Raw genomic sequence first — 23,849 nt, forward strand, 5'->3', positions numbered from 1 at the left:
CCGCGAACGCGCCGGGGCCGGGCGCGGCAGCCGCCCGACCGGTCGCGCCGGTTCCCCCGCAGGGACGGCTGACCCCGGCCGATGCGGCGACCGCCGCCGCCGCCGCACGCGCCGCCGCGCAAGGGCCGGGGGCGCAGCCCGCGGCCGGTCCCCGCCCCGTGCCGAACGCGGTGCCGAACGCGGTGCCGAACCCCGCCGCTGCCGCTGGCGCCCCCAACCCCGGACCCGGCCCCAACCCCGGCGCGCGGCCGATGCAGGCGGGCACCCCTGCCCCGGCCGCCGCGCCCGCCCCCGCAGTGCGACCCGCGCCCGGCGTCCCCCTGGCGCGGCCCGCCGCCCCGCCCCCGGCGTTTCCGCCGGGCCACGTCTTCCGCCCGGTGCGCCCGCCCGTGGCGCCCGCCTCGGCCCGCCGCCGCCACTGGGGCGTGCTGGCCGCGTTCCTGTTCATCGTCGTGATCCCGACCGCCGTCTGGGGCTGGTATCTGTGGAACCGGGCGGCCGACCAATACGCCTCGACCGTCGGGTTTTCCGTCCGCAAAGAGGATCAGGCCCCTTCGATCGACCTGCTGGGCGGGCTGACCAGCCTTGCGGGTGGCAGCGGCACGGCGTCGGACACCGACATCCTTTACGACTTCATCCGCTCGCCCGATCTGGTCACAAGGATCGACGAGACGCTGGACCTGCGCGCGATGTTTTCGCGCGCCTGGCCGCGCGACTTTGTCTTTGCCTATGACCCCTCGGGCACGATCGAGGATCTGACCAGCTTCTGGCACCGGCAGGTCCGCATCTATTACGACGATTCCTCGGGCATCATCACGGTCAAGGCCAGCGCCTTCGCGCCGCAGGACGCGCAGGCCGTGGCGCAGGAAATCTTTGACGAAAGCGAACGCGTGGTGAACAGCCTTTCGGAAAAGGCCCGCACCGACGCCACCCGCCTGGCCGAGGCCGAGCTGGACAAGGCCCGCCGCGTCCTGACCGAGGCGCGCCAGGCGATGACCGCCTTTCGCGTCCGGTCCCGCATCATCGACCCCACGGCGGACCTTGGCGCGCAGATGACGGTGATGACCTCGCTGCAGGGCCAGCTGGCCGAAGCGCAGGTCATGCTGGACCAGCTGCGCCAGAACGCGCGCCCCCAGGACCAGCGCGTGATCCAGGGCGAAAAGCGCGTGGCCGCGCTTGAATCGCAGATCGAGGAAGAGCGCGCCAAGTTCGGCGGCGACACGCCCGAAGGCGCCAATTACGCCCAGCTTGTCGCGGAATACGAAAAACTGCTGGTCGATCAGGAGTTCGCCGAGGCCGCGCACCAGACCGCCCGCATCGCCTATGAGGGCGCGCTGCAGGCCGCGCAGCGCCAGTCGCGCTATCTTGCCGCGCATATCGCGCCGTCGGCGGCCGAACGCTCGCTGGAACCGGCGCGCTGGTGGCTGCTGGCGATGGGCGCGGCCCTGGCGCTGGCGATCTGGTCCATCGGAACGCTGGTCTATTACAGCGTGCGCGACCGGCGCTAGGCGCGGCATGATCCGGCTGGAAAACCTGACCAAGATCTATCGCGCGCGCGGCCAGCGCAGCGTCGTGGCCAACTGCCTGAACGCGGTCTTCCCGACGGGCGCGGCGGTCGGGCTGCTGGGGCGAAACGGCGCGGGCAAGTCCACGCTGCTGCGCATGATCGCCGGCACGACGCTGCCCACATCGGGGCGGATCGTGTCGGACGGCACGATCTCCTGGCCCGTGGGATTCGCGGGCAGCTTTCACCCCGACCTCAGCGGGTCGCAGAACGTGCGCTTCATCGCGCGGGTCTATGGCGTCGACAGCGACGAGCTGGTCGATTACGTCGCCGATTTCGCCGATCTGGGGCCGCGCTTTCACGCGCCCTTCGGCACCTATTCGTCGGGGATGCGGTCGCGGCTGGCGATGGGGTGCAGCATGGGCATCCGGTTCGACACCTATCTGGTGGACGAGGTGACCAGCGTCGGCGACGCCGAGTTCCGCGAGAAATCCCAGCGCGTGTTCGCCGACCGCATGGATGCGTCGTCGGCCATCGTGGTCAGCCATTCCATGCCGATGATCCGCCGCCTGTGCACGATGGGCGCGGTGCTGGACCGCGGCCACCTTGCCGTGTTCGAGGACGTGGACGAGGCCATCGCCTATCATGAATACGTCATGGGCGTTCCCGACACGATCGGGGACTGAGGGCGGGGGCTGACGGCGGGGGCAGCTCAGGCGTTCAGCAGCGCCGAGATTTCGGCCACCCGGTCCGCGACCAGCGCCGCGTCGCCCCGGCTTTCCACGTTCAGCCGCACGACGGGTTCGGTGTTCGACCGGCGCAGGTTGAACCGCCAGCCGGGATATTCCAGGCTGATGCCGTCGGCGTCGTCGCGCGCCAGCGCGCCGGGCGCGAACCGCGCGATCACCCGCGACAGGGCCGCGTCGGGATCGTCCAGGCGGAAATTGATCTCTCCCGACGAGGGGAACCGCGCCATGCGGTCGCCGACCAGCGCCGCCAGCGGCTGGCCCGACTGCGACATCAGCGCCGCCACCATCAGCCACGGGATCATGCCGCTGTCGGCAAAGGCGAAGTCGCGGAAATAATGATGCGCCGACATCTCGCCGCCATAGACGGCGTTGGCGGCGCGCATGGTCTGCTTGACGAAGGCGTGGCCGGTCCTTGACTGCACCGCCTGCCCGCCCGCCGTCGCGATAACGTCGCGGGTGTTCAGCACGACGCGCGGATCGTGGACGATGCGCGCGCCGGGTTCACGCGCCAGAAAGGCCGCGGCCAGCAGGCCCACCACATACTCGCCGGGGATAAAGCGGCCGTCCGCGTCGAACAGGAAACAGCGGTCGAAATCGCCGTCCCAGGCGACGCCCATGTCGGCCCCCGCCGCGCGCACCGCGTCGGCCGTCACCGGCTGGTTTTCCGGCAGCAGCGGGTTCGGGATGCCGTTGGGGAATGCGGGGTCCGGGTCGTGGTGCAGCCGGGTGAACCGCAAGGGCGCGCCGCGCCGGGCCAGCTCGTCCGCGATGGCGTCGAACGCGGCACCGGCGACCCCGTTGCCCGCGTTCACCAGCACATGCAGCGGCGACAGCCGCCCCGCGTCCACGAAATCGCAGATGGCGGCGGCATAGGCCGCGCGCGTGTCGCCGGCGTCGATGATCCGGCCTGGCCCTGCTGCCTGCGGGAACGCGCCCGCCTGCGCCCGCGCCGCCAGCGCCGCAAGGTCGGTCGCCGGGTCCAGCGGGGCCGCGCCGGGGCCGACCAGCTTCATCCCGTTATAGTCGATGGGGTTGTGCGAGGCCGTGACCTCGATCCCGCCGCCTGCGCGGTGGTGGGCGGTGGCGAAATACATCTCTTCGGTGCCCGCCATGCCCAGATCCAGCACATCGGCCCCGCCCTCGGTCAGGCCGCGGATCAGCGCGCGCGCCAGCGCGGGCGAACTGGCGCGGCCGTCGCGGCCCACGACCACGCGGCCTGTGTCCGGGCGGGCAGCAAAGGCGCGGCCGACCCGCCACGCCACATCCTCGTCCAGTTCGGTCCCCAGGCGCCCCCGGATGTCATAGGCCTTGAAGCAGGTGATCTGTCGCGCGGTCATGGTTGCCCCCGGTGGCTGCCCGACAGGCTTGCCGCGCCGCGCGCGCCGCCGCAAGCCTTGCCCCTTTCGGCGGGGATGCGCGGCCGGGGCTGGCGTCCGCGCGCCGGTAGGCTAGACCGTATCCGCCAAAGGAACGGAGCCGACATGACCCCCGCCGAAACCCGCGCCCTGATTGCCGCCTATTATGACGCGTTCAACCGGGGCGACAGCGCCGCGATGCTGGCGCTGGTCCACGACGACATCCAGCATCACGTCAACCAGGGCGAGATCCGCCACGGCAAGCAGCGTTTCGCCGACTTTGGCGCGCATATGACCGACAGCTATCGCGAGACGCTGACGAACATGGTGATCCTTGTCAGCGACGACGGGGCCCGCGCGGCGGCCGAGTTCGTGGTCAACGGCGAATACCTGAAGACCGACCCCGGCCTGCCGCCGGCGCGCGGCCAGCGTTATGTCCTGCCCGCGGGCACGTTCTTTGCGCTGCGCGACGGGCTGATCGCGCGGGTGACGACCTATTACAACCTGGCCGAGTGGGAACGACAGGTATCATGAGCCTGATCCGCACCCTGACAGGCGACGACGTCACGGCCGCGCTGGACGATTTGGCGCGGCTGCGGATGGCGGTCTTCCGGGACTGGCCCTATCTGTATGAGGGCGAGTCCGACTATGAACGCGCCTATCTGCGCGCCTATCGGGAACCGGGGGCGGTGGTGATCGCGGCCTATGACGGCGACCGGATGATCGGGGCCGCGACCGGCGCGCCGATGGAACGCCACGCGGCCGAGTTCGCCGCCGCCTTTGCCGACCGTCCCGAGCGGCTGGAGGACATCTTCTACTGCGCCGAATCGGTCCTGCTGCCGGAATGGCGCGGGCGCGGCCTGGGCCACGCGTTTTTCGACGGGCGCGAACATCACGCCCGCAAGCTGGGCCGGCGCTGGTCGGCGTTCTGTTCCGTGGTCCGTCCCGACGAACACCCCGCGCGGCCTGCGGATTACCGCACGCTGGACGATTTCTGGCGCGGGCGCGGCTATGCCCCCCTGCCCGGCGCGGTGGCGCAGTTCGGCTGGCGCGACCGGGGCGACAGCGTGGCGACCGAAAAGCCGATGCAGTTCTGGATCAAGCAGCTGTAGCGTCCGGGCGCGCGGCCGGTGCCTCCGGCGGGGATATTTGGGCCACGATGAAACCGAGGCGGACGGGCGGCGGTGGCCGCTGTTTCATCGCCGGCGCGTGCGTTTCTGCCTGCCGCATCCCGATGCGGCGACCTTTCCTGATGAACCATCAAGGCCAGTGACCATGACCCGCAGCATCCGCATCGCCGCCGCCGCCTATCCGTTCGACTGGTTCGACGACTGGGACGCCTATGCCGCCAAGGTCGAGACGTGGGTGGCGCAGGCAGCCGACTGCGACCTGCTGGTGTTCCCGGAATACGGCGCGATGGAGCTGGCGTCGCTGGGCGGGCGGGCGGTCGCGGGCGACCTGCAGGCCTCGCTGCGCGAGGTGGCGCACCACGCCCCCGCGCGCGACGCGCTGCACGCCGGGCTGGCCGCGCGGCACGGCTGCCACATCCTGGCCGCATCCGGCCCGGCGTTCAGCGGTGCGCTGCCCGTCAACCGCGCGGTGCTGTTCGGGCCGCAAGGCCGCATCGGGCACCAGGACAAGCAGATCATGACCCGGTTCGAGCGCGAGGCGTGGGACGTCGCGCCGGGCGACCGGCTGCGGCTGTTCGACACCCCGGTCGGGCGGCTGGGGATCGTGATCTGCTATGACAGCGAGTTTCCCCTGCTGGCCCGCGCGCTGGCCGAGGCGGGGGCCGAGATCCTGCTGGTACCCAGCTGCACCGACACCGTTGCCGGGTTCAACCGGGTCCGCATCGGCGCGATGGCGCGGGCGCTGGAAAACCAGTGCGTCGTCGTCCACGCCCCCACGGTCGGGCGCTGCGACTGGAACCCCGCGATCGACGAGAACCGTGGCCGCGCGGCGATCTATGCGCCGCCCGACGGGCTGTGGCCGGACTCCGGCGTCGTGGCCGAGGGAGGGATGGACAGCGCCGGCTGGGTCAAGGCGACGGTCGATCTGGACCGCGTGGCCGAAAGCCGCCGCGACGGGCGGGTGCTGCCCTTTGCCCATTGGCCGGAAAGCGCGGCGCGGGGGCGGGTCGGGGACTGACGTGCCGCGATCCGCGCCGCACGGGCCGGCCGGTCACGCGCGGCGGCGCAGGCGCGGCATGTCGTCGGCCTGTTCCCGGCAGCGGATCAGGAACGCGTCGGTCCGGTCCAGCGGCAGCGGCGCCGAGACCGCGAGCCCCTGGACCTGGCTGCAGCCGATCTGGGCGGCAAAGGCGCGTTCGGCGCCGCTGTCCACCCCGTCGGCCAGCGTCTCCAGCCCCAGATGGTCGGCCAGCGCCAGCATCGCCAGGATCATGCGCTGCTGCGCCGGGTCGCGGTCGCAGCCCTGCAGGAAGCTGCGGTCGATCTTGACCCGGCGGACGCGCAGCCGGCGGATCGATTCAAGACTGGCGTGGCCGGTGCCGAACCCGTCCAGGTCGATGCGGCACCCGGCCTCGGTCAGGCGGTGCAGGTTGGCGCTGGCGTGATCGGACCCGTCGGACCGGGGCGGCGCCTCGCGCACCTCGATCACCAGGCGCGCGGGCGCGATGTCCTGCCGGTCCAGTTCCCACAGCAGCATTTCCGCCAGCCGCGGCTGGCACAGGTCGGCCGGCGACAGGCCCAGCGAGACGGTGCCCACGGCATGGCCCGCCCGGTCCCAGTGGCGCAGGGCGGCCAGTCCTTGGGTCAGCACCGCGGCGTTCAGCGCCAGCCGGTCGGACGGGGAAAGCGTCGGCCGCACGTCGGCCGGGTCCAGCAGGCCGCGCGGCGGGTGACGCAGGCGGGGCACGGCGGCGAAGCCGGTGACTGCGCCGGTGTGGCAGCACAGCTGGGGCTGGAACCGCACCTCGGCCTGCGCGGGGTCGATCGGCGCCCGCCGGGCCGCGCGCGGCGGGACCGGCCGCCCGGCGGCGGCGATCCAGTCGACCACGGGAACGCCAGCGCCCGCCGGGGCCGCGTGGCGGGCCAGGTGACGGCGCCCGGCGTCGAACAGCGCGGTCGGGCCGACATGCGCGGGGCCACGGACCAGCACCGCCGAGATTTGGGGGCTGACCGGGAAAAGCGGCAGGTCGAACCCCGCATGGCTGAGCGCCTGCACCCGCAGGGCCACCCGCGCAGACCCTCGGGACTGGCGCGCGGACAGCAGGGCGCACAGATGGCCGCCCTGATCCATCTGGATCGCGCCGCCCAGCCGCAGGCCCGAGGCTAGCCGCGAGGCGACCTGCCCCAGCAGGCCCGCCACGACCGCCGCCCCCAGACAGCGCGACAGCGCGGCCATGTTGTCGATCCGCAGGACCAGCGCCAGACAGTCGCGGTCCGCATGCCGCGGGCGCGGCGCCCACGCTGTCAGCCGACCCAGTATCCCGCCCATGATCGCCCCGATTCTGATCCTCGTCCGGGGCGTTCTAGCAGTTTTCCCTTTTCGTTCCGTTAAACGCCGTCGCGCAGGATGGGGACGTCGCTGGCCGCCGGGGCGTCCGTCATCGTCGTCGCCAGCGCGGCAAAGTCGAACAGCGCCGGGTCCGGCAGGTGCGAGGGGCGCACGTTCGTCAGCGCGCGGAACATCACCTGCCGGCGGCCGGGACTGCGCGCTTCCCACTCGTCCAGCAGCTTTTTCACCTGCATCCGCTGCAGCCCTTCCTGGCTGCCGCAGAGGTCGCAGGGGATGACCGGATAGTTCATCGCGCGGGCGAAACGGTCGCAATCTGCCTCGGCCACGAAGGCCAGCGGGCGCAGGACGGTCAGGTCTCCATCCTCGTTCACCAGCTTGGGCGGCATCGTCGCCAGCCGGCCGCCGTGGAACAGATTCATGAAAAAGGTTTCCAGAATATCGTCGCGGTGATGCCCAAGAACCACGGCGCTGCACCCTTCCTCGCGTGCGAGGCGATACAGATTGCCCCGGCGCAGGCGCGAACACAGGCTGCAATAGGTGCGTCCCTCGGGCACCTTGGCCTTCACGATGGAATAGGTGTCCTGGTATTCGATCCGGTGCGGCACGCCGCGGTCGGTCAGGAACTGCGGCAGCACCGTGGCGGGGAAACCGGGCTGGCCCTGATCGAGGTTGCAGGCCAGCAGTTCGACCGGCAGCAGGCCGCGCCATTGCAATTCGTGCAGGACTGCAAGCAGGGTATAGCTGTCCTTGCCGCCCGACAGGCAGACCAGCCAGCGGTCGCCGGGGTTGACCATGTGATAGGTCTCGATGGCGGCGCGCACCTCGCGCACCAGGCGCTTGCGCAGCTTGCGAAACTCGGTCGAGGACGGCGCCCCCCGGAACAGCGGGTGGATCTCGTCGGTGTGGGCGGGGTCGTCGGAATCGTCCAGCATCACAGTGTCCTTGGGCTGCGTCACGGCAGCGGTGCCGTGGCGCGGAAAACGAACGCGCCCAGCGCGATCAGGGCGACCGCCGCGGCCAGCGTCAGGATCAGGCCGGGGACGACCGCGCGGGGCCGGCGTCTCATTGGTCGCTGCCGGCGCGCGGCGGCACGGGATCATAGCCCGATCCGCCCCACGGATGACAGCGCCCGATCCGGCGCAGCATCAGCGCCGTGCCGCGCACGGCCCCGTGGCGTTCCAGCGCCTGCAGCGCATAGGCCGAACAGGTCGGCTGGAACCGGCAGGCGTGGCCGATCCACGGGCTGAGCAGCAGGCGGTATCCCCTGACCGGCAGCGCCACGATGCGGGCCAGCGGGGTCACTTGCGCCCCCGTTTCGGGCCGGGCGGGCGCGAACGGGTGGCGTCGTCGGCGTGGACGCGCAGCAATGCCTGCGCCAGATCCTCGCGCAGGGCGGCGAAATCGCGGCTGGCCGTCGCGTCGGGGCGGCCGACCAGCACATAATCCCAGCCGGGGCGGCCACCGGCGGGCAGCACCGCGCGCGCCAGCGCCCGCAGGCGGCGCTTGGCGCGGTTGCGGGCGACGGCGTTGCCCAGCTTCTTGGAACAGGTGAAACCGACGCGCAGCGCATCGGGGGCCGCGGCGTCGGCTGGCCCGCGCGGGCGCGCCTGCAGCAGGAACCCGGCCGTGCCCTGCCTGCGGGCCGACGCCGCGCGCAGGAAATCGGCGCGCTTTTGCAGCGTCGTCAGCGCCGTGCGCGGCGCGGCGGCGCCGTCAGACGACGAAAACCCGGCGCGGTCCATGTCAGGGCCGGTCGGGTCGGTGTCGGGCAGGATCGGCAAGCCGGCCATCTGGCCAGCCAGGACTGCGACCTGATCCGAAGGGATCAGGCCGACAGAACCTTGCGGCCCTTGGCGCGGCGCGCGTTCAGGACGCGGCGGCCGCCCTTGGTGGCCATGCGGGCGCGGAAGCCGTGCCGGCGCGCGCGAACCAGGTTCGACGGCTGGAAAGTGCGTTTCATCGTCTTGCTCCGTGACGAGCGCGCAGGGTATGGGCGGCAGGCCCACCGCAGACGCGCCGGTGATGCGAAGCCCGCCCACTATGCGCCCCGCCGCGCCGAGTCAACCGCCACCCGCGCCAGCGGGGCCGAAATCATCCGCGACCGCGCCGGTCTCGCGCGCACTGCATGGGCAGGGAACCCCGGCGCGATCACATTTGTTTGAACCGCACACGCCGGTCGGCACGCCGCATTGCCCCGCTGGCGAGAGCGCGGCGATACGGGACGTCATGAACTTCAACACTCTCTCTGGCCGGTTCGCCTTTCTGACGGTGGTGTTCGTCATCATGGCCGAGGTGCTGATCCTTGTGCCATCGGTCACGAATCACCGCCGCGACTATCTGGAAACGCGGCTGGAACGGGCGCAGATCGCCAGTCTCGCGCTGCTGGCGACCGACGAATCGATCGCCGCCGACCTGGAAAGCGAACTGCTTGAGAACGCGGGCGTCTTCAACGTCGTGCTGCGCCGCGACGACATCCGGCAACTGGTCCTGTCGTCGCCGCTGCCGGGGCCGATCACCTCGACCATCGACCTGCGCGACGCGGGTTACTGGCATGCGGTGCGCGACACGATGGCGCGGCTGCGCAACCCCGCGCCCGAGATCATCCGCGTCATCGGCGCGCCGGTGCGTCAGGGCGGGCAGCTGATCGAGATCACGATGGACACCGCGCCGATGCGCGCCGCGATGATCGACTTTGCGCTGCGGCTGCTGGCGCTGTCGGCGGCGTTTTCCGTGCTGACCGCGTTGCTGCTGAACCTTGCGGCGCAGCGCCTGATCGTGCGCCCCATCCGCCGCGTCATCGGCCACATGACCGCCTATGCCGCCGCGCCGGACGATGCGCGCACCATCATCAGCCCCGCGGCCTCGATGGCCGAGGTGCGGGCCGCCGAAACCGCGCTGGCCGCGATGCAGCGCACCGTCACCGCGTCGCTGAAACAACGCGAGCGGCTGGCCCAGCTGGGGCAGGCGGTGGCCAAGATCAGCCACGATCTGCGCAACGTGCTGACCACCGGTCAGATCCTGGCCGACCGGCTGGAATCCAGCGCCGACCCCGCCGTGCGCCGCGCCGCCCCCAAGCTGGTCGGGTCGATCAGCCGCGCCGTCAACCTGTGCGAGACGACGCTGGCCTTCGGCAAGGCCGAAGAGGCGCCGCCCGCGCTGTCGCTGTTCCACCTGGCCCCGCTGGTCGCCGACGTCATCGAGGCCGAGCAGCTGGCCGCCGAGGCCGCCGACGTCGGCTGCCGGGTCGAGTTCGTGACCGACATCCCCGCCGGGCTGACCATCCGCGCCGACCGCGACCAGCTGTATCGGGTGCTGGCCAACCTGTCGCGCAACGCCCGCCAGGCGATCGAGGCGACCCGCCGCCCCGGCACCATCGAGATCGGCGCCGGCGAGGACGAGACGCAGTGGTGGCTGCGTGTCGGCGACACCGGCCCGGGCCTGCCGAAAAAGGCGCTGGAGAACCTGTTCAAGCCGTTCACCGGCGGCATCCGCAAGGGCGGCACCGGCCTTGGCCTTGCCATCGCCGCGGACCTTGTGCGCGGCCACAACGGGCGGCTGGAACTGGTCCGCACCGGCGACGACGGCACCGAGTTCATGGTCCACCTGCCCCGCGACATGGACGCCTGACCCCGCGCGCCGCAATCTTTGCGCCGGACCGTTTTTGCCCTTGCGGACCCCGCGCGCCTTGATTAGTTAGCCGCCCTACGACGGACCCGTAGCTCAGCTGGATAGAGCACCAGACTACGAATCTGGGGGTCGGGCGTTCGAATCGCTCCGGGTCCGCCATTTGAAACAAGGGCTTAGGCATCGCTGCCTCGGCCCTTTTTTCTTGCGGGCTACCACTAAGCAAGTTTTCGATTGAAGCCCTCCACCTGTCAGGCGGGCTTGCTTGGCCCGGCGTTCTGCGGTTGTGGCGCGAGCGGTGATTCTGTCGGCCGGTTTGCAGCCCCGCACCGCAGGCAGGATCGGGCACGACGGACGGCCGGGCAGGATTGTGCCCTATGGGGAGCCGGGCGGCGGTGACGGAGGCGGGCAGGCCGGGCAGACAGCCGCGCCTATCCATCGGGGCGGCCCCAGGTTGCGGCGAACGCACCTTGTGCCTCACTTCCCTGCCGGCACTGCCCTGGGCATTGCGGGCCTTGGGCAGGGGTAGGATTGGGCTGCTGCGGGAGCGGAAAAGTTAGGCCTCAGTCGTGCTGCGGCGCATGGCGGCCGCAGGATCGTTAAACGGCAGGCAAGCGCGGCACAGCGGAACAGGTCAAGGGCAGCGGGTCGGTGCTGCGGATGAAATCCGTCAGGGCTGCGCTTGGTTGGCGCTGCAATNGCTCCGCCCATGTCGCACGCTGACGAAGTAAACCGCCCCATCCCTGCCAGCCGACAGACACACCCGCGCGATGTTGATGTGATCCCGAAATCACGGGATTTCCATTGAGGTGTGCTTTGTTGACACTCCAGCCCCGCACCGCAGGCAGGATCGGGCACGACGGACGGCCGGGCAGGATTGTGCCCTATGGGGAGCCGGGCGGCGGTGACGGAGGCGGGCAGGCCGGGCAGACGGCCGCGCCTATTCATCGAGGCGGCCCCAGGTTGCGGCGAACGCACCTTGTGCCTCACTTCCCTGCCGGCACTGTCTGGGCATTGCGGGCCTTGGCAGGGCAGGATCGGGCTGCGGCGGGGGCAGGCGGATTTGGACCGCAGTCATGCCGCGGCGCGGCCCCCCCCCGACACACCGCGGCGCATGGCGGCCGCAGGATCGTTAAACGGCAGGCAAGCGCGGCACAGCGGAACAGGTCAAGGGCAGCGGGTCGGTAGCGGTGAACGAAAGGGAAACCGGCGGGCAGGGTAGCGGCCGCGGATCGTGCTTTGCAGCGGCCGTGCTCCCAGGCTGGGACCGCAGCGCACGGGCAGAAAGGCCCGCCCTTTCAGACACGCCGCCGGAGGCCAAGCGGAAAGCCGGGACACAGGACAGCGAAGGGCGCGCCAGGATGCCGCTTCCCGCCCAGGCCGCAGCCCGGCCCCGCGCGACGGGGCGGCTAAGACTGGACTGCGGACGGACCGGGCCGATGGTGCCCGCACAGGACCGGCCGGGCGCACGCCCGCGTCCCAATCCATCAGGCGCTGCGCCCGGTTGGCGCGGCCGTGGCCGTCGCAGTGCCGGTTTCGGCATGATCGCCCCAGCCCAAAATCTGGCACCGGCAGATGGGCCAGCAGGCAGGGCGGCGGAAGGCTGGGGCGCATGGGCACCGACCAACAGCGTAGGGCCGGAAGTTGCGCCAGCCACGTCCATTACAAGTTCCAGGCCAGCGGGCCGGTCCGCTGGGGCACCCGGGCAAGGGCGGGAAGATCAGGGCAGGGTTCCAGCCCAGCTTGCCAAGCGCGCCACAACCAGTCTGCCTGGCGCGGCACGGCGGCGGAAGGATCAAGGGCAGGCGAACGGGCGCGACCGATCAACAACACGCGGCCGGGCAGTGCAGCATCCCCTTTTCCTGATTTGGCCCGCATGACGGGCTTGCACCGCAATACGCTGAATAGGCTGGACCGGGGCAGCGGCAAGGCGTCCACCATAAAGCTTGTCCGGTTGACGCTGGAGGCAGCAGGGGTTCAATTCCTCGAATGCGGGGACGCGGCTACGGCGCCGGGAGTCGCCGTTCTGACGCATGACGATTACAAGCCTGATGTCGAATAGACCCGGCGGGCACCGATCCACGCGCGCAGGTCGGCCACATTGTAGCGCACCGATCTGCCGATCTTAATCATCGATGGCCCGTCCCCTCGGACAGGGGAACCCTCCAGGAGGCACTGCGACAGGCCAAAGTGCGAAACCACTTCCGGCCGCGTCAAAAGCCTGTCGGGGTGAAGATCAATCTCGGTCATGGCATGGTCCTTGCATGGGATTACATGGGCATCCTTACATCGCATGACCTTTGCTTGGGTTGCATGGCGATAAAATCAGAAACATGCACATTGTTGACCGCAAACGGTCGCGCTTGATTATTTGCGAACAGGTTTTCACAAAATGAGCACACTGCTGCGGGCAAGGATGCGATTGCGAACAGGGTGCATTCTGGGCAGTATCTCGCCCCTTCGAGTCTGCGAGGCGATAGTGCGGGCCGCAACTCCCTATGCCCTAACTAACCAGACAACCAAGGCAGAGCAGTATCGGAATGGGTGAAAAGGTTACGCCATCACGACAAACGAATATCGGCGGTGACGGGTGCGGGGCGATCTTTCGGGATGGCACCTCACAGACAAAGCCGGGCTGCACTACCACCCTTGTTTGACAAGGGCACATGCCGGGGAACGCCGCCCTTGCTATCCAGCCTCCCGGCACCTGCCTTGCCCCGGCCGATGTCACCCGTATCCATCACTGCAAGGCCACGCGCGGCGAATTTACTGGCGCCTGCGCATGGCGATAACCTCCGCGCCCCCTTTGCCAGCGTTAAGATGGCCAGCGATGGTGCTGCCCCCCTTGTCTGCGGCCGCGCGCAATGGATCGGCAGCCAAGTGGGCATATCGCCGTGTGCTTGGCATCGCTGTGCCCCAGCAAGGCGCCAATCATCGGCAAGGACATGCCACCCGTACCATCACCGAAGCAAAAGAGTGCCGCAGGTCATGTATCCGCACGTCGGGTAGGCCCGCAGCCAGTCGGACAGCGCCCCAGGAGTCCTTGATATTGACCAGCGGAACCTCGGGGTCAGTCCCATCGCCGCCGCGGATAACATACCCGCTGCCGTTGCTGGGCAGGTCAAGTCCATTCAGAACGGCCAAGGCGGCAGGGATCAAGAGGATACGCTTTTTGCCTGTCTTGCTGTCGGGCAAGGAAACATGCGCAGCCTGCCAGTCAATCCATTCCCACCGCAGCCCCAGGATTTCACCCCGGCGGGCGCCTGCCCGGATCATCAGGCGAATGGCTGCTACGGCCGACTTGGTGACGGTTCGCAAGCGCATCTTGCCGCCTTCCTCGATCTGGAGGCAACCGCGCTCCGCCTTGTCAAGCGCATCGCCAAGGGCTGCGAACTCGATCGGGGACAGAAACCGTTCCTTGGCCTTTTCAGGATATTTCTGAACCTCTGGGGGCGATAGCCCCATGTTCCGCTAAGCCGAAGGCCGTGAAGAGGGCAGAACGAACCCGATTGGCCGTGGTTGGGGTTTCCGAAAGGCGAGCTTGAAGGCGAGCAACATCGGCTGCCACCACGTCGGCAACCTTCAATTTGGCAATCGGATCGGCGCAGATGATGCGCTCCACCAGATCGCGGACATAAGCACCCGTGCTGGGCTTGTTCCGCAACTTCACATGGCTGTCGAGATAAGACCGCATCAGGTTGGCGACCGTTGGCATCGCCCGGCGATCCTGCTTTTCCCCGGCCGGGTCGCGCCCTGCCGCAACTTCGGCCGCCCAGCGTCGGGCAATTTCGCGCGCGTGGGGTTCCAGACCCGCGACCTGATCGAGGCGATGCGCCGCGACTGGCCCGACCAAACCCGGCCAAGTCGGTATCCCATGCAACATAGCGGACGGCCGCGCCCTTCATTGCGTCAACCGCCCGCTTGGTGATCTTGACCCTATCCGACACGCACACCCCCTTGGGCTACCACCGGGCTACCACCAACAAAGCAATCAGGTGCAAGCCGCTGCAATCCGGGATACGTATAACCTAATGTTTTGATATCGAAAAAAGGGCGTGGTGAAACTGGGCGAAACCCGGTGACAGGCTGTCCCCTAAGACTACGAATCTGGGGGTCGGGCGTTCGAATCGCTCCGGGTCCGCCATTTCCTCATCACTCGCCCTTCGGGGCACCTTCCGTCAGTTCTCGTATCGGCTGGTGGGGTCGCGATCCCGTTCATATCGGCGGGTGACGGGGAACGGCGGCAGCCAGGCTTCGCGGCGGATGGTCCAGTTTTCATAGGTCGGAACCAGCTGATCGGGCGCGTCCAGCGAGCCGAGGTTCACCTCGATCTCATCCCCGCTCAGCGCGAACACGGACGATCCGCAGTGCGGGCAGAAATGCCGGCCGGCAAAGTCGCGGGTCTCGCCGTCCACGGTCACCGCATCCTGTGGAAACATTGCCGACGCGTTGAACAGCGCCCCGTGATGCCTGCGGCAGTCCATGCAGTGGCACAGCCCCACCCGATAGGGCCGCCCCACCGCCACGATGCGCACCCTGCCGCACAGGCAACCCCCGCTGAACCGGTCCATGCCGCCCCCCCCCTGAACCCCTTGGTCCGATGATGCAGTGGAACGCCGCGCGATCAACTGGTTTGCGCGACGCGATGAGGATGCCCCTGCGCCGTCGCGGGGTGCCCGAAGCGCGCGCCAGGTCTCGGCAACGGGCATGGCAGCGCAATGGGGACACCCCCCGCCGGTCCCGGCTGCGGGTGTCCGACGCTCAGGTCTCGGCAACGAGCCTTGCAGGTCGCGAACAGGACGCTCCCCCGCCCGTCCTAGCTGCGGGTGTCCGCCGCCCGCGCGAGGTATGCGGTCACGACCGGGCGCAGGTTGCCCACGCCCTCGTCGCGGGCCGCGTCGATCAGCCCGCGCAGCTCGCACAGGTCGATGCGGCGGATCAGCGACTTGACCGGGCCGATCGACGCGGGCCGCATGGACAGGCGGCGCAGCCCCAGCGCGGCGAAGGTCGCGGCCTCGGCCGGGCGGCCGGCGTCCTCGCCGCAGAAGCTCAGCGGCACGCCGGCTTGCGCGCAGCGGTCGACGATCTGCGCCAGCAGCGCCACGAATGGCACGCTGAGCGTGTCGTAGCGGCGCCGCACGCGTTCGTTCTCGCGGTCGGCGGCAAAGAAGAACTGCTTCAGGTCGTTGCCGCCGATCGACACGAAATCGCACTGGCGAAAGAACGCGGGCGAGGCGAAGGCCAGCGACGGGGTTTCCAGCATCGCGCCGACCTGTATCGCGGTCGGCAGCTCGCGGCCCATCGCCGCCTCGCGTTCCAGCTGGTGGTCCAGCATGGCGCGGGCGTGGGTGAACTCGCTTTCCTCGGCGACAAAGGGGAACATGACGTGCAGCGCGCGCCCCGCGGCGGCGCGGATCAGCGCCTGCAGTTGCATCTGCAGCACGCCGCGCTTGTCCAGCCCCACGCGGATCGCGCGCCAGCCCATCGCGGGGTTCGGCTCGTCCTGCGGCTTCATATAGGGCAGAACCTTGTCGGACCCGATGTCCAGCGTGCGGAAGACCACCGGCTTGCCGTGGGCGTTGTCCAGCACGCGCCGATACATGCCCGCCAGCTCGTCGCGGCGGGGAACGCGGGTGCGGGTCAGGAACTGCAGCTCGGTGCGGAACAGGCCCACGCCCTCGGCGCCCGACCCGTCCAGGCTGGGCAGGTCGCCCATCAGCCCCGCGTTCATGTAAAGCCCGACCGTGCCGCCGCAGCGCGCCGTCGCCGGCAGGCCGCGCAGGTCGGCATAGCGGCTTTGCGCGGCCGCCTGCATGGCGATCTTGTCGCGGAATGCGGCGGCCACGGAATCCTCGGGGCGCAGGTGGACGACGCCGCTGTCGCCATCGACCAGGATCGTGTCGCCGTTCAGCGCCTCGGAGGTGACGCGGGCGGCGTGGATGACCAGCGGGATCGACAGCGCGCGCGACGATGGCGGCGTGGCTGCCGACGCTGCCATCCTCAAGCACGACGCCGCGCAGGCGGCGGCCGTAATCCAGAAGCTCGGCCGGTCCGATGTTGCGCGCGACCAGAACCGGGTTGGCCGGCATCGCGGCCCCGGTGTCGCGCCCCTGCCCCGTCAGGATGCGCAGCAGCCGATAGGCAAGGTCGTCCAGATCGTGCAGCCGGTCGCGCAGATACGGATCGGCCGAGCTTTCCAGCCGCGCGCGGGCCTGCAGCTGTTCCTTTTCCACCGCCGCCTCGGCCGACAGGCCGCGTTCGATGTCGTCGATCATCCGCCGCAGCCAGCTGCGCGACTGGGCGAACATGCGATAGGTTTCCATCACCTCGGCGCCTTCGCCCTTGGGGATGGCGTTGCTGCTGAGCATCTCGTCCAGCGACCGGCGCAGCATGGCCATCGCCTCGGTCAGGCGGGCGCGTTCCTTGTCGGGGTCGTCGCCCACGGGATTGGTGACCACCACCCGCGGCTCGTGCAGCCAGACCTGGCCCTCGGCCGCGCCCTCTTGCCCGGTCGCGCCGCGGATCATCGCCGGAAAGCGGTGGGTCGAGGGTTGGGCGTCATTGCCCAGGAACGCGCCCAGTTCGGCCATCTCGGCCAGCACCATCGCCACGACCTCAAGCCCATAGATCTCGTCGTCCGAAAACTCGCGCGCCTCGCGCGACTGCACGACGACGACGCCCAGCTTTTCGCCGACGCGCTGGATCGGCACGCCCAGGAACGACGGAAACACCTCCTCGCCCGTCTCGGGCATGAAGCGGAAGCCGGGTTCGGCGGGCGCGTTGGCGGTGTTCAGGGGGCGGCCGGTGCGGGCGACGCGGCCGACCAGCCCCTCGCCCAGGCGCAGGCGGGTCTTGTGGACCGATTCCGGCCGCAACCCTTCGGTGGCGCACAGTTCCAGCGTGTCGGGGTCGCGGAACAGATAGATGGAACAGACCTGCGTGCCCATCGAATCCGCGATGTGATGGGTGATGCTGTCCAGCCGGTCCTGACCGCCGCCGGGCGCGGCAAGCGTGTCGCGCAGCCGCCGCAGCAGCTTGCGAGAATCGCTTTCCACCCGGTGCGGCATCGGCCGTCAGCCCTTTCTGGTCACGCCCGCGTCAGCGGCGCGGGCCGCGGGCGCGTCGCCGCGTCCGCCCTGTCCGGTCACGTCCGGTCAAGGTCGAACGCATCATGCAGCGCCTGCACCGCCAGTTCCATATAGCGGCGGTCGATCAGCACCGAAATCTTGATCTCGCTGGTGGCGATGACCTTGATGTTGACGTTTTCATCAGCCAGCGCCCGGAACATGCGCGCGGCGACGCCGGCATGGCTGCGCATCCCGATGCCGACGACGGACACCTTGGCCACGTCGTCATCGACCGCCAGCTCGTCATAGGCGATCAGGCCCGCGGCGCGCGCGTCCTCCATCGCCTTGCGGGCGCGTTCGACCTGGTTGACCGGGCAGCTGAAGGTCATGTCGGTGACCGCGCCGGGATGATCCTCGTAGTCGCGTTCGGAAATGTTCTGGACGATCATGTCCACGTTCACGCCCGCCTGGGCCAGCGGCTCGAAGATGGCGGCGGAAATGCCGGGGCGGTCCTCGACCGTGACCAGCGTGATCTTGGCCTCGTCGCGCGAATGGGCGACCCCGGCAACGACCTTGGATTCCATGATCTCGTCCTCATCGCAGACCAGCGTGCCGCTGGTTTCATCGGTTTCCTCGAACGAGGACAGCACCCGCAGCCGCACCTTGTAGCGCATCGCCAGTTCGACCGAGCGGGTCTGCAGCACCTTGGCGCCGAGGCTGGCCAGTTCCAGCATCTCCTCGAAGGCGATCTTTTCCAGCTTGCGGGCCTTGCGGCTGATCCGCGGGTCGGTCGTATAGACCCCGTCCACGTCGGTATAGATGTCGCAGCGTTCTGCCCCGAAGGCGGCGGCGAAGGCGACGGCGGTGGTGTCGGACCCGCCGCGCCCCAGCGTCGTCACGCGCCCGTCCGGCCCGATGCCCTGGAACCCCGCGATGACCGCGACGCGCATGCCTTCGGCGAATTTCTGGTCGATGTTGGCGCGCGGGATCGACACGAAGCGGGCGGCGCTGTGCTGGGCGGTGGTGTTGATCGGCACCTGCCAGCCCTGCCAGCTGCGCGCGGGCACGCCCATTTCCTGCAGGCGCAGCGCCATCAGCCCGGCGGTGACGTTCTCGCCGCTGGCGACGACGGCGTCGTATTCGCGCGCGTCATACAGGCGCGACGTGCCCTCGACCCAGCCGACCAGCTCGTTCGTCTTGCCCGACATGGCGCTGACGATGACGATGACGTCGTGGCCGCGCTCGACCTCGCGCTGCACCTTGCGGGCGGCGTTCGCGATGCGGTCCAGGTCGGCGACGGACGTGCCGCCGAATTTCATCACCAGAAGCGGCATTCATGGCCCCCCAGTCGCCAGGATCGGACGGCAGGCTATTAGGGCCGGGCCGGTTCGAGGGCAAGGGCCGCGCGACGCAGGGTAAAATCCGCCCGGTCCACGATTTCGTTATGAATTGTTACAAACGCACATTAAACACACGCTCACTCGACCGGGTGTGCAGCCCGACGATTCGGCAGCCCCGCGCTGCTTGCAGTCTGAAGAGTGTGCCGCGTTCCGCCCCGCAAAGGGGCGGAGGCCCTTTCCCGACAGCATCGTCGCCACGCGCCCAGGTCCACGACCGGGGGCAGACCGCCCCCGACCGGGTCGGACAGCCCGGACAACCGGAACAGAGTTCCTGCGCGGGCGACACGGCGTGTGGCCGATCCCGGCGGGCTGATTGAGTAGGGAGTTTTAAAGATGCCGATTGGATTTCGTGTCACCCTTGGGACCGACAACACCCTGTGGTACGGCGACAGCGTCACTGGCACCGGCACGGATTTCACCGCCGCCAGCCGCGTGGGCGCGGGCAGCATCCTCGTCACCGGCACCAGCGGCGGAGACACCCTTGCCGGCCGCCCCGTCAGCGGCGCCTTCTTTGTCGGCGGCGATGGCAGCCTGTATTTCCAGCCCGATGTCGCCGATCTGACGATCACCTCGGCGACGGTCCATATCTCGCCGGTCTATAACACCGGCAATGTGGTCAATGGCCTCAACACGAACACCTCTACGGAAACCCTCAACGGCAGCGGCACGCCGCAAACCTTCTATGGAAATGGCGGGCCTGATCTGATCAGAGGCGGCGGCGGGACAGGTTCTGACGCTTCCTCGGGCGGCGAAGGGGATACCGATGTGCTCATCGGTGGCGCCGGCAACGACACGCTGCAAGGCCAGGGCGGCTGGGACCGCATGCAGGGCGGGGCCGGCAACGACACGCTGATCGGCGGCTATGGTCTGGACATCGCCGATTATTCCGACGCGCAGATCGGGCTGACCATCAACATGAGCACCGGGTCGTTCACCGTGACCGGCACGACTCAGGGCGTGGGGACCGACAGCCTCGAGGGCATGGACGGCATCATCGGCAGCCGGTTCAACGACACCATCACCGGCTATAACGGCGACGGCGTGGACCCGGACGGGTCGACCTATACCAACTATATCGACGGCGGCGACGGCAACGACGTGATCGACGGGCTGACCGGATCGGATTACCTGTTCGGCGGCAACGGCGACGACCGGATCATCGGCGGCCTGTGGGACGGTGATGCCGGTGTCACGCTGACCACCGGCCGCACGGGCGGCGAGGGCGGCACCGTCGACGACCGCATCTATGGCGGCGCCGGCAACGACACCATCTATGGCGACGACGTCGCGGGCACCGACTCGCTGGGCGGCAACGATTACATCGACGGTGCCGACGGCAACGACCAGATCATCGCCGGCGCCGGCAACGACACGGTCTATGGCGGCGCGGGCACCGACAACATTCAGGGCGGGACGGGCAACGACTCGCTGTTCGGCGGCGCGGACAACGACGTCCTGAACGGCGGCACGGGCAACGACGTCCTGAACGGCGGCCTTGGCGCGGACACGCTGACCGGCGGCCTTGGCGCGGACGTCTTCGTCGCGGGCCAGGGCGACACGATCACCGACTTCAACACCGGAGCCGATCCGCTGAACCGCGACTCGATGGATCTGTCGGGGTATTACAACGAAACCACCCTCGCGGCCTGGAACGCGGCCAACCCGGGCCAGCAATACGCCACCGCGCTTGGCTGGCTGCGCGCCGACGCCGCGGACGGCGTTCTCAGCATGGCGCCGGGCCCGAATGGCCAGCCGCTGAATGTGAGGCTGACGCTGACCGGCGGCGGCGGCACGGCTGGCCTTGTCGACAGCAACAGCGGCGTGACCTGCTTTGGCGCGGACGCGCTGATCGAGACGGCGCGCGGCCCGGTCGCCGCGGGCGACGTCGTGGTGGGGGACATGGTGCGCACCCGCGACGCGGGCATGCAGCCGGTGCGCTGGACCGGCCGGCGCGACCTGTCCGCGGCGGAACTGGAGGCCGCCCCGAACCTGCGCCCGATCCGCATCGCCGCGGGCGCGCTGGGGGCCGGGACGCCGTCCTCGGACCTGATCGTGTCGCCGCAGCACCGGGTTCTGGTGCGCTCGCGCATCGCGCAGAAGATGTTCGGCACCGACGAGGTTCTGGTCGCCGCCAAGCAACTGCTGCTGATCGACGGCGTGGACGTGGCCGAGGATCTGGCCGGCATCGGCTATGTCCACATCCTGTTCGACGATCACCAGGTGGTGTGGTCGAACGGCGCCGAAACCGAATCGCTGCACCCCGGCAAGCAGGCGCTGGACATGGTCGGCACCGCCGCCCGCGACGAGATCCTGGCGCTGTTCCCCGAACTGCGCGACGACGCGGCGGCCCGCGCCCCCGCGCGGACGCTCGCCTCGGGCCGGATGGGCCGCAAGCTGGCGATGCGCCACGCCCAGAACGGCAAGCCGCTGGTCGCCTGACCCCGGCCGCACCAAGACAAGGGACCGGCCCGCGGGCCGGTCCCTTTGCATGTCCGCCTAGTGCATCTTGCGGCGTGCGCCGAACGGCAGCGGGGCCACGGGTATCCCGTCCTCCAGCAGCTTGCGCGCCTCTTCCAGCCGCGCCTCGCCGTGGATCGGGCGTTCGGGCTTGACCCCGTCGTGCATGTCGCGCGCCTCGGCCGCGAAGGCGTCGCCCACGTAATCCGAGGTGCGTTCGACATGGGCGCGCAGCGCCGCCAGCCGCCGTTCGGCGGCGCTGGCGGGGGCGTCCAGCGGCTGCGGGCCGTCGGCCGCCGCCCGCACCGGCACCGCGGGGGCCATCGGCGCCTTGGCGATTTGGGTCGATCCGCACACGACGCAGCTGACCTGCCCGCCCGCCAGCAGCGTGTCGGACCCGCTGGCCGACCGGAACCAGCTGTCGAAATCATGGCCCTTGTCGCAGCGCAGCGCATAGCGGATCATTGTCGCGGAAACTCCTGTCCTGGGGACGAATATCGGCCCGCAGGGGCTGTCGCGCAAGGGCGGCGGCGGGCTGCGCCGCCGCGTCCTCAGCGCGCCGCCAGCGCCAGCAGCCGGGCGACCAGCAGGGCGGGATCGGGCGCCTCGCGGTCCAGCGCCGCGCGCGCCGCCGCCCCCATCGCGCGCGCCGCCACCGGGTCGTCGGCCAGCGCGCCGACCGCCGCGGCCAGCGTCGCGCCGCTGACCGCCCGCGCCGCCCCCGCCGCCGTCAGCAGGGCGAAATCCCCGGCAAAGTTGGCGACGTCCGGGCCGTGCAGCAGCGCGCAGCCGCAGGCCGCGGGTTCCCACGGCGTATGGCCGCCGCGATCGGTCAGCGTCCCCGCGACAAGGCAGATCCCCGCCGCCGCCGCCGCCGCCTGCATCTGGCCCAGCCGGTCCACCAGCGTCACGGCGGCATCCGCGTCCGGCGCGCCGCGCCAGCGCGCCAGCGTCAGCCCCCGCGCGGCGGCCAGCGCCGCCACCGCGTCCGCGCGGCGCGGGTGGCGCGGCGCCAGGATCAGCCGCAGCCCCGGGCGGCGGGCGCGCAGGGCGGCGTGGGCGTCCAGCACGATCCCGTCCTCGCCCTCGTGGGTGGATGCCGCAAGCCAGGTCGCGTCCCGCGACGGGCCGGGGAGCACAGGCGCCCACCCCGCCGGTCCCATCAGCTTGAGGTTGGTGCGCGGCGCCAGCGCCTGCGGCCGCAGCCCCAGCGCCAGCAGCCGCCCTTCGGTCGCGGCGTCCTGCGCCGACAACAGGTCCAGCCCGCTCAAGACCGGCGCGACCAGCCCGCGCATCCGCCCCCAGCGGCGCGCCGACCGCGCCGACATGCGTGCGCCGACCACCGCCTGCGGGATGCCGCGCCGGCGCGCGCCCCCCGCGCGATTGGGCCAGATCTCGTTCTCGATCGTGACGATCAGCGAGGGGCGGGCGGCATCCAGGAACCGCGCCACCGCGCCCGGCACGTCCAGCGGCGCCAGCCGCGCGTCCAGGCCCCAGCCCTGCGCCGCCGCCCGTCCGGTGACGCTGTTGGCCGTCACCAGCACCGGCACCGACGCGGCCAGCCGTTCGGCCAGCACGCGGGCCGAGTTCAGCTCGCCCACCGAGGCGCCGTGCAGCCAGACCCCGCCGCAAACATCGGGCGGACCGGCGTCCAGCCCCAGCCGCTGACGGAGGTCAGCCCCCGCCAGCGGCGCGCCGCCGCGCAACGCGGCCCCGGCCAGATAGGTCGCAGCACGATAGATCATGCCCGGGTTCTAGGCGACCGGCGGCGGGTTGCGAAGGGGGGGTGCGGGCCGGCGACGGCGAAAACCCGGCGGCATCCTGCACGCCCTGCGGCGCGGATCGGCAGGGTTGGGCACCGTGTTCGGACGGCAAGCTCTGCCGTCCTGCCCCGGACAGGGCCGCGCGCGTGCCGGACATCATGGAGGCGGGTACCGGAATCGAACCGGTCTTCACGGATTTGCAATCCGCTGCGTAACCTCTCCGCCAACCCGCCGCCTCGAGGTGCAGGACAGATATGCGAAACCGCCCTGCCCTGCAAGCCGCCGCGTGAGCCTGTTCGGAGGGTCCAGACCCTGCGCAGGCTTCCGACTGCGCGGATAAAGGGCGGATCAGAAAGCGGGCCGCAAGGCTGTGTTCCCGTCGGATGGGTCCAGGCGGGCCGGGTCAGCCAGAAAGGCCCGGCAGTGGCCCGGACGAGGGCGCGGCGCCCC

General features: G+C 70.1%; 20 protein-coding genes, 3 tRNA genes and 1 pseudogene. 9 read left to right on the forward strand and 15 right to left on the reverse strand.

All coding sequences use genetic code 11. From position 1 onward, the window contains the following. Both EPA64_RS04880 and EPA64_RS04885 read left to right on the forward strand, forming a co-directional pair. Window positions 1-1,508, forward strand: a 1,508-nt coding sequence (locus EPA64_RS04880; protein ID WP_246026614.1) for a KpsE/RkpR family capsule polysaccharide export protein, incomplete at its 5' end; no start/stop codon positions are given. A 7-nt stretch (window positions 1,509-1,515) separates the two neighbouring features. Beyond that, window positions 1,516-2,190 carry an ABC transporter ATP-binding protein gene (locus EPA64_RS04885; protein ID WP_134725148.1) on the forward strand — a complete coding sequence of 225 codons (675 nt, stop codon included), beginning with the start codon at window positions 1,516-1,518 and terminating at the stop codon, window positions 2,188-2,190. A 26-nt stretch (window positions 2,191-2,216) separates the two neighbouring features. On the opposite strand, the gene EPA64_RS04890 is transcribed toward EPA64_RS04885, so the two are convergent. Continuing rightward, a complete protein-coding gene (locus EPA64_RS04890) occupies window positions 2,217-3,590 on the reverse strand; it encodes a phosphohexomutase domain-containing protein (protein WP_134725149.1) in 1,374 nt (457 codons plus the stop codon). Between the two features lie 144 nt (window positions 3,591-3,734). On the opposite strand from EPA64_RS04890, the gene EPA64_RS04895 reads away from it, so the two are divergent. From EPA64_RS04895 to EPA64_RS04905, 3 genes are all read left to right on the forward strand, one after another. After that, window positions 3,735-4,142 (forward strand): ketosteroid isomerase-related protein, encoded by a 408-nt coding sequence (locus EPA64_RS04895; protein WP_134725150.1) that lies wholly within the window; start codon window positions 3,735-3,737, stop codon window positions 4,140-4,142. Further along, a complete protein-coding gene (locus tag EPA64_RS04900) occupies window positions 4,139-4,720 on the forward strand; it encodes a GNAT family N-acetyltransferase (protein WP_134725151.1) in 582 nt (193 codons plus the stop codon). The genes EPA64_RS04895 and EPA64_RS04900 overlap by 4 nt, the downstream gene beginning before the upstream one ends. 175 nt (window positions 4,721-4,895) lie before the next feature. Continuing rightward, a complete protein-coding gene (locus EPA64_RS04905) occupies window positions 4,896-5,756 on the forward strand; it encodes a carbon-nitrogen hydrolase family protein (protein WP_167626606.1) in 861 nt (286 codons plus the stop codon). A gap of 33 nt (window positions 5,757-5,789) precedes the next feature. On the opposite strand, the gene EPA64_RS04910 is transcribed toward EPA64_RS04905, so the two are convergent. The 5 genes from EPA64_RS04910 to rpmH all read right to left on the reverse strand — a co-directional run bounded on the left by EPA64_RS04910 (window position 5,790) and on the right by rpmH (window position 9,048). Beyond that, on the reverse strand, window positions 5,790-7,067 hold the full coding sequence (locus EPA64_RS04910) for an EAL domain-containing protein (RefSeq protein ID WP_134725153.1): 1,278 nt from the start codon (window positions 7,065-7,067) through the stop codon (window positions 5,790-5,792). A 59-nt stretch (window positions 7,068-7,126) separates the two neighbouring features. Further along, window positions 7,127-8,020, reverse strand: coding sequence for a tRNA 2-thiocytidine(32) synthetase TtcA (gene ttcA, locus EPA64_RS04915; RefSeq protein ID WP_134725154.1), 894 nt, complete (start codon window positions 8,018-8,020; stop codon window positions 7,127-7,129). A 130-nt stretch (window positions 8,021-8,150) separates the two neighbouring features. Next, the gene (gene yidD / locus EPA64_RS04920) at window positions 8,151-8,390 is read right to left on the reverse strand and encodes a membrane protein insertion efficiency factor YidD (protein ID WP_134725155.1); all 240 of its coding nucleotides are present in this window, start codon (window positions 8,388-8,390) and stop codon (window positions 8,151-8,153) included. Continuing rightward, window positions 8,387-8,830, reverse strand: a complete 444-nt coding sequence (rnpA, locus tag EPA64_RS04925) for a ribonuclease P protein component (protein WP_134725457.1) — start codon at window positions 8,828-8,830, stop codon at window positions 8,387-8,389. The genes yidD and rnpA overlap by 4 nt, the downstream gene beginning before the upstream one ends. Window positions 8,831-8,913: 83 nt before the next feature. Beyond that, a complete protein-coding gene (gene rpmH, locus EPA64_RS04930) occupies window positions 8,914-9,048 on the reverse strand; it encodes a 50S ribosomal protein L34 (RefSeq protein WP_073061402.1) in 135 nt (44 codons plus the stop codon). Between the two features lie 266 nt (window positions 9,049-9,314). Between rpmH and EPA64_RS04935 the strand changes: the two genes are divergently transcribed. Both EPA64_RS04935 and EPA64_RS04940 read left to right on the forward strand, forming a co-directional pair. Next, entirely contained in the window at window positions 9,315-10,715 is a 1,401-nt protein-coding gene (locus tag EPA64_RS04935) for a sensor histidine kinase (RefSeq protein WP_134725156.1), read from the forward strand. Between the two features lie 82 nt (window positions 10,716-10,797). Next, a tRNA-Arg gene (locus EPA64_RS04940) sits at window positions 10,798-10,874 on the forward strand. Window positions 10,875-12,752: 1,878 nt separating this feature from the next. Here EPA64_RS04940 and EPA64_RS04945 read toward each other — a convergent pair. The 3 genes from EPA64_RS04945 to EPA64_RS04955 form a co-directional block, all read right to left on the reverse strand. Then, window positions 12,753-12,962 (reverse strand): helix-turn-helix transcriptional regulator, encoded by a 210-nt coding sequence (locus tag EPA64_RS04945; protein WP_134725157.1) that lies wholly within the window; start codon window positions 12,960-12,962, stop codon window positions 12,753-12,755. Window positions 12,963-13,643: 681 nt separating this feature from the next. Next, on the reverse strand, window positions 13,644-14,177 hold the full coding sequence (locus EPA64_RS04950; protein ID WP_134725158.1) for a site-specific integrase: 534 nt from the start codon (window positions 14,175-14,177) through the stop codon (window positions 13,644-13,646). Continuing rightward, window positions 14,140-14,565 carry a hypothetical protein gene (locus EPA64_RS04955; protein WP_134725159.1) on the reverse strand — a complete coding sequence of 142 codons (426 nt, stop codon included), beginning with the start codon at window positions 14,563-14,565 and terminating at the stop codon, window positions 14,140-14,142. The genes EPA64_RS04950 and EPA64_RS04955 overlap by 38 nt, the downstream gene beginning before the upstream one ends. A 198-nt stretch (window positions 14,566-14,763) precedes the next feature. Here EPA64_RS04955 and EPA64_RS16245 point away from each other — a divergent pair. Further along, window positions 14,764-14,856 (forward strand) — tRNA-Ser (locus tag EPA64_RS16245). 34 nt (window positions 14,857-14,890) lie between these two features. On the opposite strand, the gene EPA64_RS04960 is transcribed toward EPA64_RS16245, so the two are convergent. From EPA64_RS04960 to EPA64_RS04970, 3 genes and pseudogenes are all read right to left on the reverse strand, one after another. After that, the gene (locus tag EPA64_RS04960; protein WP_167626590.1) at window positions 14,891-15,283 is read right to left on the reverse strand and encodes a GFA family protein; all 393 of its coding nucleotides are present in this window, start codon (window positions 15,281-15,283) and stop codon (window positions 14,891-14,893) included. A 245-nt stretch (window positions 15,284-15,528) separates the two neighbouring features. Continuing rightward, window positions 15,529-17,779: pseudogene (locus EPA64_RS04965) on the reverse strand (phosphoenolpyruvate--protein phosphotransferase). Between the two features lie 77 nt (window positions 17,780-17,856). Beyond that, on the reverse strand, window positions 17,857-19,113 hold the full coding sequence (locus EPA64_RS04970; protein WP_134725161.1) for an aspartate kinase: 1,257 nt from the start codon (window positions 19,111-19,113) through the stop codon (window positions 17,857-17,859). Between the two features lie 399 nt (window positions 19,114-19,512). Between EPA64_RS04970 and EPA64_RS04975 the strand changes: the two genes are divergently transcribed. Next, complete coding sequence (locus tag EPA64_RS04975) at window positions 19,513-21,618, forward strand: Hint domain-containing protein (protein ID WP_134725162.1); 2,106 nt, start codon at window positions 19,513-19,515, stop codon at window positions 21,616-21,618. 57 nt (window positions 21,619-21,675) lie between these two features. Here the strand turns inward: EPA64_RS04975 and EPA64_RS04980 are convergent, their stop codons facing one another. The 3 genes from EPA64_RS04980 to EPA64_RS04990 form a co-directional block, all read right to left on the reverse strand. Beyond that, window positions 21,676-22,101: a DUF1178 family protein gene (locus EPA64_RS04980; protein ID WP_134725163.1), complete on the reverse strand. Its 426-nt coding sequence runs from the start codon at window positions 22,099-22,101 to the stop codon at window positions 21,676-21,678. Window positions 22,102-22,187: 86 nt separating this feature from the next. After that, entirely contained in the window at window positions 22,188-23,381 is a 1,194-nt protein-coding gene (locus EPA64_RS04985; protein WP_134725164.1) for a 3-deoxy-D-manno-octulosonic acid transferase, read from the reverse strand. 177 nt (window positions 23,382-23,558) lie between these two features. Then, window positions 23,559-23,632 (reverse strand) — tRNA-Cys (locus tag EPA64_RS04990). Window positions 23,633-23,849: the final 217 nt, after the last annotated feature.

It is taken from the genome of Paracoccus luteus (genome assembly GCF_004522155.1).
Classification (GTDB): Bacteria; Pseudomonadota; Alphaproteobacteria; order Rhodobacterales; family Rhodobacteraceae; genus Paracoccus; species Paracoccus luteus.

Bases quoted from the DNA above. Each gene is read 5' to 3' on its own strand.
- EPA64_RS04885 (WP_134725148.1), top strand. From the start codon at position 1,516: ATGATCCGGCTGGAAAACCTGACCAAGATCTATCGCGCGCGCGGCCAG.
- EPA64_RS04890 (WP_134725149.1), bottom strand. From the start codon at position 3,590: ATGACCGCGCGACAGATCACCTGCTTCAAGGCCTATGACATCCGGGGG.
- EPA64_RS04895 (WP_134725150.1), top strand. From the start codon at position 3,735: ATGACCCCCGCCGAAACCCGCGCCCTGATTGCCGCCTATTATGACGCG.
- EPA64_RS04900 (WP_134725151.1), top strand. From the start codon at position 4,139: ATGAGCCTGATCCGCACCCTGACAGGCGACGACGTCACGGCCGCGCTG.
- EPA64_RS04910 (WP_134725153.1), bottom strand. From the start codon at position 7,067: ATGGGCGGGATACTGGGTCGGCTGACAGCGTGGGCGCCGCGCCCGCGG.
- ttcA (WP_134725154.1), bottom strand. From the start codon at position 8,020: ATGCTGGACGATTCCGACGACCCCGCCCACACCGACGAGATCCACCCG.
- rnpA (WP_134725457.1), bottom strand. From the start codon at position 8,830: ATGGACCGCGCCGGGTTTTCGTCGTCTGACGGCGCCGCCGCGCCGCGC.
- rpmH (WP_073061402.1), bottom strand. From the start codon at position 9,048: ATGAAACGCACTTTCCAGCCGTCGAACCTGGTTCGCGCGCGCCGGCAC.
- EPA64_RS04935 (WP_134725156.1), top strand. From the start codon at position 9,315: ATGAACTTCAACACTCTCTCTGGCCGGTTCGCCTTTCTGACGGTGGTG.
- EPA64_RS04945 (WP_134725157.1), bottom strand. From the start codon at position 12,962: ATGACCGAGATTGATCTTCACCCCGACAGGCTTTTGACGCGGCCGGAA.
- EPA64_RS04950 (WP_134725158.1), bottom strand. From the start codon at position 14,177: ATGGGGCTATCGCCCCCAGAGGTTCAGAAATATCCTGAAAAGGCCAAG.
- EPA64_RS04960 (WP_167626590.1), bottom strand. From the start codon at position 15,283: ATGGACCGGTTCAGCGGGGGTTGCCTGTGCGGCAGGGTGCGCATCGTG.
- EPA64_RS04970 (WP_134725161.1), bottom strand. From the start codon at position 19,113: ATGCCGCTTCTGGTGATGAAATTCGGCGGCACGTCCGTCGCCGACCTG.
- EPA64_RS04975 (WP_134725162.1), top strand. From the start codon at position 19,513: ATGCCGATTGGATTTCGTGTCACCCTTGGGACCGACAACACCCTGTGG.
- EPA64_RS04980 (WP_134725163.1), bottom strand. From the start codon at position 22,101: ATGATCCGCTATGCGCTGCGCTGCGACAAGGGCCATGATTTCGACAGC.
- EPA64_RS04985 (WP_134725164.1), bottom strand. From the start codon at position 23,381: ATGATCTATCGTGCTGCGACCTATCTGGCCGGGGCCGCGTTGCGCGGC.